The organism is Nocardioides asiaticus (assembly GCF_040049175.1).
Taxonomy (GTDB): domain Bacteria; phylum Actinomycetota; class Actinomycetes; order Propionibacteriales; family Nocardioidaceae; genus Nocardioides; species Nocardioides cheoyonin.
Map to the genome: position 1 here is coordinate 263,799 of NZ_JBDZDM010000006.1, position 9,970 is coordinate 273,768.

Annotated in this window: 11 protein-coding genes; 5 read left to right on the plus strand and 6 right to left on the minus strand. The window is 73.0% G+C overall.

The window, feature by feature from the left end; all coding sequences use genetic code 11:
• The first annotated feature begins 30 nt into the window (after positions 1–30).
• Together ABLE53_RS21390 and ABLE53_RS21395 are read left to right on the plus strand one after the other, a co-directional pair.
• Complete coding sequence (locus ABLE53_RS21390) at positions 31–381, plus strand: ArsR/SmtB family transcription factor (RefSeq protein WP_348861176.1); 351 nt, start codon at positions 31–33, stop codon at positions 379–381.
• The gene (locus ABLE53_RS21395; protein ID WP_348861177.1) at positions 378–872 is read left to right on the plus strand and encodes an SRPBCC family protein; all 495 of its coding nucleotides are present in this window, start codon (positions 378–380) and stop codon (positions 870–872) included. Before ABLE53_RS21390 ends, ABLE53_RS21395 begins: the two co-directional genes overlap by 4 nt.
• Before the next feature lie 68 nt (positions 873–940).
• Here ABLE53_RS21395 and ABLE53_RS21400 read toward each other — a convergent pair whose 3' ends face one another.
• Positions 941–1,540 (minus strand): TetR/AcrR family transcriptional regulator, encoded by a 600-nt coding sequence (locus ABLE53_RS21400; protein WP_348861178.1) that lies wholly within the window; start codon positions 1,538–1,540, stop codon positions 941–943.
• Positions 1,541–1,594: 54 nt separating this feature from the next.
• On the opposite strand from ABLE53_RS21400, the gene ABLE53_RS21405 reads away from it, so the two are divergent.
• Positions 1,595–2,305 carry an SDR family oxidoreductase gene (locus tag ABLE53_RS21405; protein ID WP_348861179.1) on the plus strand — a complete coding sequence of 237 codons (711 nt, stop codon included), beginning with the start codon at positions 1,595–1,597 and terminating at the stop codon, positions 2,303–2,305.
• Positions 2,306–2,337: 32 nt separating this feature from the next.
• On the opposite strand, the gene ABLE53_RS21410 is transcribed toward ABLE53_RS21405, so the two are convergent.
• From ABLE53_RS21410 to ABLE53_RS21430, 5 genes are all read right to left on the minus strand, one after another.
• Positions 2,338–3,246 carry a helix-turn-helix domain-containing protein gene (locus tag ABLE53_RS21410; protein ID WP_348861180.1) on the minus strand — a complete coding sequence of 303 codons (909 nt, stop codon included), beginning with the start codon at positions 3,244–3,246 and terminating at the stop codon, positions 2,338–2,340.
• 67 nt (positions 3,247–3,313) lie between these two features.
• Positions 3,314–3,610, minus strand: a complete 297-nt coding sequence (locus ABLE53_RS21415) for a DUF1905 domain-containing protein (RefSeq protein ID WP_348861181.1) — start codon at positions 3,608–3,610, stop codon at positions 3,314–3,316.
• Positions 3,611–3,644: 34 nt separating this feature from the next.
• A complete protein-coding gene (gene menD / locus ABLE53_RS21420) occupies positions 3,645–5,270 on the minus strand; it encodes a 2-succinyl-5-enolpyruvyl-6-hydroxy-3-cyclohexene-1-carboxylic-acid synthase (protein ID WP_348861182.1) in 1,626 nt (541 codons plus the stop codon).
• Complete coding sequence (locus ABLE53_RS21425; RefSeq protein WP_348861261.1) at positions 5,254–6,198, minus strand: o-succinylbenzoate synthase; 945 nt, start codon at positions 6,196–6,198, stop codon at positions 5,254–5,256. The genes menD and ABLE53_RS21425 overlap by 17 nt, the downstream gene beginning before the upstream one ends.
• Positions 6,198–7,244 (minus strand): AMP-binding protein, encoded by a 1,047-nt coding sequence (locus ABLE53_RS21430; RefSeq protein WP_348861183.1) that lies wholly within the window; start codon positions 7,242–7,244, stop codon positions 6,198–6,200. Before ABLE53_RS21430 ends, ABLE53_RS21425 begins: the two co-directional genes overlap by 1 nt.
• A 78-nt stretch (positions 7,245–7,322) precedes the next feature.
• On the opposite strand from ABLE53_RS21430, the gene ABLE53_RS21435 reads away from it, so the two are divergent.
• Both ABLE53_RS21435 and ABLE53_RS21440 read left to right on the plus strand, forming a co-directional pair.
• Positions 7,323–8,624 (plus strand): MFS transporter, encoded by a 1,302-nt coding sequence (locus ABLE53_RS21435; RefSeq protein ID WP_348861184.1) that lies wholly within the window; start codon positions 7,323–7,325, stop codon positions 8,622–8,624.
• Between the two features lie 55 nt (positions 8,625–8,679).
• On the plus strand, positions 8,680–9,963 hold the full coding sequence (locus ABLE53_RS21440; protein ID WP_348861185.1) for an MFS transporter: 1,284 nt from the start codon (positions 8,680–8,682) through the stop codon (positions 9,961–9,963).
• Positions 9,964–9,970 lie beyond the last annotated feature (7 nt).

Sequence of the window (9,970 nt, forward strand, 5' to 3'; positions counted from 1 at the left end):
TGTAGTCAACCGACCGGTTGAGGAGTGTCGATGAGCGACGAGGACCGACTCTCCCGGGTGTTCGCGGCACTCGCCGACCCCACCCGGCGCGACCTGGTGGCCCGGCTGACCGAGGGGGACGCGACGGTGGGGGAGCTGGCGGCGCCGTACGCCGTCAGCCTCCAGGCCGTGTCCAAGCACCTCAAGGTGCTCGAGGACGCCGGCCTGGTCACCCGGACCAAGGACGCCCAGCGGCGCCCGGTCCACCTCGAGGCGGAGGTGTTCGACCTCATGACGAGGTGGATCGAGCGCTACCGCCAACGCGCCGAGGAGCGGTACTCCCGGCTCGACGCGCTCCTCGACGAGCTCCAGGACAGCCGAGCAGAAGAGGACGCATCATGACCCCCATCCAGGGCACCCACGAGACCACGATCGCCGCCTCGACCGAGGTCCCGACGATCACGATCACCCGCGAGTTCGACGCACCGCGCGAGCTCGTCTTCCGCGCCCACACCGACCCGGCGCTCTACGTCCGGTGGATCGGCCCACGCCGGCTCTCGACGACGCTGCCGCTCTGGGACCCGCGCCGCGGCGGCGCGTGGAGGATGAAGAACTACGCCGGCGAGGAGGAGATCGCCTCGTTCTTCGGCAGCTTCCACGACGTGCGCGAGCCGGAGCGGATCACCTGGACCTTCACCTATGAGGGCGAGCCGGACAGCGTCTCCCTCGAGACGGTGACCTTCGAGGGGCTCCCCGGCGGGCGGACCCGGCTCCGGGTGGTCGGCGTCGTCGAGTCCTTCGAGATCCGCGACCAGATCCTCGCCAGCGGCATGGAGACCGGCGTGACCGAGGGGTACGAGAAGCTCGACGAGCTGCTTGCCACGCAGTCCTGAGCGGCGCTAGGACAGGGACATGGCGCCCAGGACCCCGGCGGAGCAGCACGCGGACGACGCCGGCCGGTTCACCGGGCTGGTCGAGCAGTCCGTAAGACGCGGGCATCGCGCACGATCAGCCTGACCAACTCGTCGACCGTCCGCTCGTCGAACGCACCAGGGACGATCAGCAGGCGGTACCAGATCACCCCGAACACCACGTCCAGCAGGGTGTCGACGCGGACGTCGACCCGCTGGTCCGGATAGCGCTCGAGGATCGCGCCGAGCGCGGACCGCCGGTCGCTGACGAACACCTCCCGGAAGCGGTCGGCGTACGCCTCGTCCACCTGCGCCTCGGCCGCCAGGGCGCGAAGCAGGTCCGCCACCCGTGGCAGCCGGCCCGCCCGGCGCGACGCGATGAGGAACTCGCGAAGGTCTCCCTCGAGCGACCCGGTGTCGGGCACGGGGACCTGGACGTGCACCTGCTCGAGGAGGGCCTCCATCAGGACGTCGACCTTCCCGGGCCACCAGCGATAGATCGTCTGCTTGCCGACACCCGCCTCCCGTGCGATTCGCTCCATCGACAGGCCGGCGGCGCCATCGGCAGCGAGGATCCGCGTGGCCGCGGCGAGGATGGCCCGTCGGCTGGCCTCGCTGCGCCTTCGACCCGGTCCGCTTGTATGCGCCATGCTGACAGCCTAGTCTTTTCGAAACGCACCGTCTCGTCTCGAATAGGAGTCATCATGGGCACAGCGCTCATCGTCGGCGGATCCACCGGTGTCGGGCTGGAGACCGCCCGGCAGCTGCTCGGGAAGGCGTACGCCGCGCATGTGACCGGGCGCGACGCCGGCCGACTCGCCAAGGCAGCCGAAGAGGTGCCGGGCGTGCTGACGCACCGGGTGGATGCCACCGACGCCGACGCGATGGGCCGGCTCGGCGCCGGGATCGGTCCGGTCGACGTACTGGTCCTCACGGCGACCGGTCGCGGCGGCGCCGGCACCGTCGACTCCCTCGACCTCGCGGCGGTCCGGTCAGCGCTCGACGGCAAGCTCTTCGCCCACCTGACCGCCGTCCAGGCACTCCTCCCGCACCTTGCGGAGGACGCCTCCATCACGTTCGTGTCGGCAGCCTCGGCGCGGGCCGCACTGCCGGGGACTGCCGGACTCGCGGCCGTCAACGGCGCCATCGAGGCGATGGTCCGGCCGCTCGCCGTCGAGCTCGCCCCGCGTCGGGTCAACGCCGTCTCTCCCGGTGTCGTCGACACCGAGTGGTGGTCAGCGATGCCCGACCCCGACCGGCGCGCCTACTTCGAGGCCACCGCGGCGGTACTGCCGAGCCGCCAGGTCGCGACGGCCGACCAGGTCGCGGAGACGATCGTGCTGGTCGCCACCAACCGCAACATCGCCGGGACCGTCCTCGAGGCGGACGGGGGCGCCCGGCTCGTCAGTGCCTGAGCCGCCGGCCCGCCGCTCGCTGGTCGTGCCGATCATCGCGGCTGCGCCACCCACTCCATCGGGTCGCCCCAGCCGAGCTCGTCGACGCCGTGCCGCGCGAGCGCGAGGACGACGAGCGTGCGCCGGTGAGCGGCGAAGGTGAGCACGTGGGCGATGTTGCCGCCGTACGTGAAGAGGTACGGCGTCTCGCCGCACGCGTCGACGAACGTCTCGTCCAGGGCGTCGCGGGCGACGACGTCGCGGACGTGGGCGAGGTACGCCGGGGCCTCGACGGCGAGCCGCTCGCGCAGGGAGGCGAGCGACTCGTGCTCCTCGACCGACCAGTCGTAGTCCCGGTCGGCCATCACGGCGTTCCACATCCCCATCTGGCCGACGAGGCGGGACAGCAACGAGCGGATGGTCTGCTCGTCGTCGTCGACGTCGAGCACGATGGGCTGGTCGAGCTGCTCGTCGGTCAGCCGCCCGGCGACGCGGATCATCTCGCCGGTGAGCCAGATGTGGTGCTCGACCATGCTGGTGAGCAGGTCCATGGCGGTCACCTTGGTCTCGTGCCGGGCGGGCAGGCGCAGCGTGCCCGGCGGGTGGAAGTGCACACCGCTCGGCGCGGCGATGCGGTACTGGGTCGGGTGCTTGCGCCAGGCGGCCGGCGCGACGCCGTACGCCTTGGTGAAGGCGCGGGTGAACGCCTCGTGGGAGCCGTAGCCCGCCTCGACGGCGATGTCGATCAGCGGCGCCTTCGTGGTGAGCATGCGGTACGCCGCCCGCTCGAGCAGGATGCGACGCCTGAACGCGGCCGGCGGCTCCCCGGCGACCCCGCGGATGAGGCGGTCGAAGTGGAACCGCGAGAAGTGCAGCCGCTCCCACGCCGGCTCGCCGTCGGGCTCGTCGAGCGCCTGCGCGAGGTGCTCCACGAAGTCGGCGAAGGTGTCGGTCGCGGTCATGGCCACGATGCTGCCCGTCAGCGGCCCCTGTGCGCTTGATCGCGCTTGCCGACCCGGCCAGGAGCGTTCACAGCCGGGGCTCCGGCAGCGTGATGCTCACGTCGACCCGGTCGCCCTCGCCGACGCCCTCGGCGCGCTGGACGGCGACCTTGACCGGCACCAGGTAGCCGCCGTCCTTCGGGAAGAGCGAGGTCTGGAAGCCGGTCTCGCCGATCCGGGCGGTGACCGGGATGCAGCCCCAGCCGTAGGCGATCAGGTTGGCGATCTCCGCGATGTCCTCGGTCTCCTCGTCGGGCACCCTGACGAAGAGGTACGGCGCCGGGCCGCGCCACTCGATGATCTCGCCGCCGAACTCGAGGTCCATGGACACAAGGATGGCCGACGGTCTCCTCGCCCGGCTACGGGCGCAGCGCGGCGATGGCCTCGTCGAGCGCCCGCCGGTCGGCACGGGAGACGACCGCCTCGACCACCTCGATGCCGCCGTTGGGGACGGCGAGCGCCTGCTCGAGCTCGGGGAGCGAGGCGACCCGCAGGTGCGGGGTGCGGGTGGCGGCGCAGAGCGACTCGAGCGAGACGCCGTGGGGCGTGCCGAAGAGCCGGTCGTAGCGGTCGGCGTACGCCGGCGCACCCTGCTCCAGGGTGGCGAAGATCGAGCCGCCGTCGTCGTTGACCACGACGATCGTGAGGTCGGGCCGGGGCTCCTCGGGGCCGAGGACGAGCCCGTTGGCGTCGTGCAGGAACGTCACGTCGCCCATCAGCGCGAAGGACCGGCTGCTGTCGCGGGCCAGGGCGGCGCCGATCGCGGTCGAGACGATCCCGTCGATGCCGGCGAGGCCGCGGTTGGCGAGGACCTTGCGCCGGGCGCCGACGTCGTACCTCGGCACCATCAGGTCGAGGTCCCGCACCGGGTTCGAGGGGCCGAGCACGAGCAGCCCGCCGGGCGGGAGCGCGCGGGCGACGCAGCCGGCGACGTCGTACGCCGTCAGCCCTCCGGCCGCTCGGTGCTCCGCGAGGAGCCGGTCGAGCTGCTGACCGACCGACCGGTCGGCCGCTCGCCACTCCTCGAGCCAGCTCGCGGGCCCGGTGTCGGGCTCGCCCTCGACGTTCAGCCGGGTGAGGACCTTGCGGTCCACCCGGAAGGGGCGCTCCGGCCACACCCCGGGCGCGGCCGCGGCGACGATCTCGACGTCGTCGCGGGCGAGCAGCCGGGTGACCGGCCGGGAGAGCGTCGGGTGGCCGTAGACCACCACGCGCTCGATCCGCTCCGCCAACGGTGCCTCGAGCAGGACGCGGTAGGTGCGGATCGGGTTGTCGCCGGTGCGCGAGCCGGACGACGGCTCGGCGAGCAGCGGCCAGCCGCCCTCCTGGGCCAGCACCCGCGCCGGCGGGCCGGCGTCGTCGCCCGCGACCACGACGGTCCGCGGCGACCCGGGGCCGGCGTAGATCGACTCGAGGATCCGCGGCTCCGCCCGCTGGGGCGCGGGCCGCGGCTCCGGTCCGGCCGGCTGCCAGCGGTGCTCGGGGACGAGCGGCTCCTCGAGCTGGACGTTCCAGTGCACGGGGCCGCGGGCGGACCAGAGGTCGTCGACGTCCACGTCGGCGGCCGTGGCGAGGTCCCGAGTGGGCAGCAGCGGACCGAGGATGCCGACCTGGTCGGTGACCTGGTTGGAGCCGGTCCCGCGCAGCCGGGCGGGCCGGTCGGCGGTGACGAGGACGAGGGGTACGCCGGCGTGCGCGGCCTCGAGCGCCGCCGGGTGGAGGTTGGCGACGGCGGTGCCCGAGGTGCACATCACGGCTGCCCGGGCGCGGCTCTTGGTCAGGCCGAGCGCCAGAAAGGCGGCGGACCGCTCGTCGATGCGGGTGTGCAGGCGCACCAGGCCCGCCGCCGCGGCGTCGTACGCCGCGAAGGAGAGCGGGGCGTTGCGGGAGCCGGGCGCGACGACGACCTCGGTGACCCCGGCCCCGACCAGCGCGGCGACGACGGCCCGGGCGAGGGCCGTCGACGACTCAGCCGAGGAGCCCACTGACCCGCCTCAGCCGGTCCTCCCACCAGGCGACCCGATCCGGCGCCGCCTGTGATGCCAGGAGTGCGCCATGGCTCACGCTGGGCATCACAACGGGGAGGAACCCGTCGACCGGCAGCAGCGGCTCCGCCACCAGGTCGCCCTCGAGGAGCGCCACCGTGGCGAGTCCGCACGCATGAGGAAGCTGCGGCAGCGCCGCGGCCAGTGCCACCCCGGCCGCGATCCCGACCGAGCTCTCCAGCGCCGAGGAGACCACGACCGGGAGGCCGATGTCCTCGGCGATCCGCAGGCACCGGCGTACGCCTCCCAGCGGCTGCACCTTCAGCACCGCGACGTCGGCCGCCTCGAGGTCGCGCACCCGGTAGGGGTCCTCGGCCCTGCGGATCGACTCGTCCGCGGCGATCGGCACGTCGACCTTCCGGCGTACGACGGCGAGCTCCTCGACCGTCGCGCACGGCTGCTCGACGTACTCCAGCCCGCCGGCCGCCTTGTCCAGCTGCCCGATCGCCGGGACCGCGTCGTCGACCGTCCACAGCCCGTTGACGTCGATCCTGACCTTCCCGTCCGGACCGAGCGCGTCGCGCACCGCCTCGACGCGGGCGAGGTCCTCGGCCAAGCCCTGGCCGGGGTCGGCGACCTTCACCTTCGCGGTCGCGCAGTCCGAGCGGGCGACGATCGCGTGCGCCTGCTCCGGCCCGACCGCGGGGACGGTCACGTTGACCGGAACCCGGTCCCGCACGGGCGCGGGCAGATCGCCGGCGGCCGCCTCGAGCGCGCACCGCAGCCACGGGACGACCTCGCGGTCGGCGTACTCCACGAACGGCGACCACTCGCCCCACCCGTCCCCGGTCTCGAGCAGCACGCCCTCGCGCACCGTGATCCCGCGGAACCTGGTCGTCATGGGGACCGACCAGACGTGGGCGGTGATCACGCAAGCCCCTTGAGGGTGAGCCGGTCGGCCTTGCCGTTGGGGAGGTGCGGGATCTCGGGGAGTACGACGAGCTGGCGCGGCGCCCAGGCGCGCGGATGCGCCTCGCCGACCCAGTCGCGCAGCTCCTCCAGGGACGGCGCGGTGGGGCCGCTCGGCGCGACGTAGGCGACGAGCCGGTTGCCCCACTCGTCGTCGGGTACGCCGAGCACCTCGGCGGCGGCGACCCCCGCGTGCTCGCGCAGCCGGCGGGCAACGATCGGCGCCGGGACGTTGACGCCGCCGGTGACGACCATGTCGTCGATCCGACCCAGCAGGGAGAGTCGGCCGTCCTCGTCGATGCGGCCCGCGTCGGAGGTCAGGAACCACCCGTCGACGAGCACCTCGTCGGTCAGCGTCTGATCACCCTCGTAGCCGTCGAAGAGCGTCGGCCCGCTGATCCGCACCCGCGAGTCGGCGCCGATCGCCAGGCCGACCCCGTCGAAGGGCATGCCGTCGTACACGCAGCCGCCGCAGGTCTCCGCCGAGCCGTAGGTGGAGACGATGTGGATCCCCTCCTCGGCGGCCCGCGCCCGCAGCGACGGGTCGAGCGGGCCGCCGCCCGGGAGGACCGTGTGGAAGGTCTTCAACGCGGCCAGGTCCTCGCCGCCGGCCTCGAGCAGCCGGTGCAGCTGGGTGGGCACGACCGAGAGGAAGGTCGGCCCGTCGCCCCAGCCGTCTCCGGACAGCGCCGACACCGCGTCGGCGAAGGAGGCGTGGTCGTCGAGCAGCACCGGAGGCGCCCCCGCCGCGAGCGAGCGGACGATGACGTTCACCCCGGCGACGTACGACGCCGGCAGCGCGAGCAGCCACCGGCCCCTGGCCGGGCCGGCAGGACCGCCGAGACGGCGCGCGGAGAGCTCGATGGAGGCCTCGACGGCGCGCCGGGAGAGCATCACCCGCTTGGGCCGCCCGGTGGACCCGGAGGTCTCCACGATCCACGGATCCGGGTCGGGGGCACCGAGCCAGTCGCGCAGCGCGGCGACGACCTGCGCTGCGTGACTCATGGGAGGAACGCTAGCCCTCCGCCCGGACGCGGCGAAAACCAGGTGAGCGACCCGGGGCGCGCATGGTCGGATACCGCCGTGTCATCCCGTCTCTCGGGGGCCGTACGCCGCCTCATCCCGCCCACGCCGCTGTCCCGGCGGCTGGCGGCGCAGTCGCTGATGTTCGCGACCGCGGAGGGCACCTTCATGACCGGCAGCGCGGTGTTCTTCACCCAGGTCGTCGGGCTGAGCGCCGCCCAGGTCGGCCTCGGCCTGACCATCGCGGGGGTCGTGTCGTTCCTGGTCGCCTACCCGGCCGGCCGGATCGCCGACCGGATCGGCCCGAAGCGGATGTGGTCGCTCGGCGCCCTGGTGGCCGCGGCGATGTTCGGCGCCTGGCCGTTCATCGACGGCTTCCCGGCCTACCTCCTGATGGTCGTGGTCTTCGAGATCGTGGAGAACGCCGGCGGGGCCGGCCGGGGCGCCTACATCCTCGACGTGATGCCGGAGAAGGAGCGGGTCGAGACGCAGGCCTACATGTACTCCTCGCTCAACCTCGGCTTCACGCTCGGCGCCGTCATCGGCGGCGTCGCGCTCGCCTTCGACAGCCTCACGGTGATGCGCTGGCTGCCGCTCTTCACCCTCGTCATCGGGCTCGCCAACGCGCTCTTCATCTGGCGGCTCCCGCACGCACCCCACGACGTACGCCGGGCCGCGCGCTCCGGGGACGGTGGAGAGACGCGCTCGTCGGTGCCCGGTCCGCTGCGCAACGCCGGCTGGATGGCGCTCAACTTCTTCAGCGGGACGATGTGGACCAACCAGGTCCTGCTCAACGTGGTGATCCCGCTGTGGCTCGTCCAGGAGACCGATGCGCCGCACTGGCTGCTCGCCTGGCTGTTCGGCACCAACACGGTGCTCTGCATCTTCCTGCCGGCGTACACCTCACGCGGCGTGGAGTCGCTCGGCGACGCGCTCCGCAGCGTCCGGGTCTCGGCCGCCTTCTTCGTCGCGTCCTGCCTGATCACGATGGTCACCCACAGCACCGCCGGCGCGATCACGATCTTCCTGGTGTGGCTCGGCCATGTGACGGTGACCGGCGCGGAGCTGTTCCAGTCGGCCAGCAGCTGGGCGTTCCAGGCGAAGCTGATGGAGCCCTCCCGACGCGGGGAGTACGGCGGCGTGGCGGAGGTCTTCTCGACCCTCGGCGGGCGCTGGGCGCCGGCGCTCTACACCTTCCTCGCGATGGAGTGGAGCGGGCCGGGCTGGGTCGTCATCGCCGCGATCGTCGTCATCGCGGCGACCGGGATGCACCCCTCCGCCCGAGCCGCCGAGCGCTTCCTCGACCGGCACGGGATCGCGTCCGGCGTCGCAGCGTCGCAGCCCGCGCCGTCGATATCTTGACATCGAGATATATGCCTGGCTTGGATATCTCGACATCAAGACAGACGGAGGCGCGATGAGGCGGCTGCTCGACCGGATCCTGACCGACGACCCGCTGATCCGGGCAATGGCGTACCAGTCGGTGCTCTCCGCCTTCGGCGAGGGCGCGTTCCTCACCGGCTCGGCGGTCTACTTCACCCAGATCGTCGGACTCTCCGCGGCCCAGGTCGGGCTCGGCATGACGATCGCAGGGGTCGCGACCTTCCTGCTGTCGGTGCCGCTCGGGAAGGCGGCGGACCGGATCGGCACCCGGCGTACGTGGATCCTCGGCAGCCTCGCGGAGGCGGTCCTCTTCGCGATCTGGTTCCTGGTCGAGGACTTCGCGGCGTACGTCGTGGTCATCGCCGTCCTCGAGGTCGTCCAGACCTGGATGAGGGCCGGGCGCAACGCCTACCGGCTCGAGGTCTTCCCGCGGGACCAGCGGGTGCGCTCGAACGCCTACATGCGGGCCGCGCGCAACGTCGGCTACACGCTCGGCGCCCTCGCCGGCGGCCTGGCGCTGGCCGCCGACAGCGACGCGGTCATCGAGGCGGTGCCGCTCGTCACGGCGGGCATCCTGCTGCTCAACACCTTCTGGGTCGCGCGGCTCCCCAAGGTGGCCGAGGGCCACGACGGGGAGACGACGCTCGAGCAGGCGGTGGAGCACGCCGGCGACCGCCACGGCGCCCTACGCAACCGCGGGTTCCTGCTCGCGACCTTCTTCGACGGGGTGCTCGGCACCCACCAGGTGCTGCTCAACGTCGTGATCCCGCTCTGGCTGGTCGAGGAGACCGACGCGCCGCGGGTGCTGCTCGCGTGGCTGTTCGGCACCAACACGGTCATGGCGGTGCTGCTCCAGGTCGCCGCGGCCCGCGGCGTCGCCGACGTCGCCACCTCGCTGCGGGCCGAGCGGCGTGGGGCCGCCTGCTTCGTGGTCTCCTGCGCGATCGTCCTCGTCACGCACGACACCACTGGCTGGCTCACGATCGCCCTGGTCTGGCTCGGCCACGTCACCGTCACCGGCTCCGAGCTCTTCCAGTCGGCCGGGCAGTGGGGCATCCAGGCGGAGCTCTCCGACCCCCGCAGGCGCGGTGAGTACCAGGGCGCCGCCCAGCTCGGCTACACGCTCGGCAGCGTGTGGGCACCCGCGGCCTACACCTTCCTGGCGATGAGCTGGGGCACGCCGGGCTGGCTCGTCATCGCCGCGGTCGTCGTCGTGGCGGCGGTCGCCGTCGGTCCGTCCGCCCGCGCCGCGGAGCGCTTCCTCGCCGCCGGGACGCCGTCGGATGCGACGTTGCCCGCCGTCGGCGGAGCGCGGTGAGGTTGAA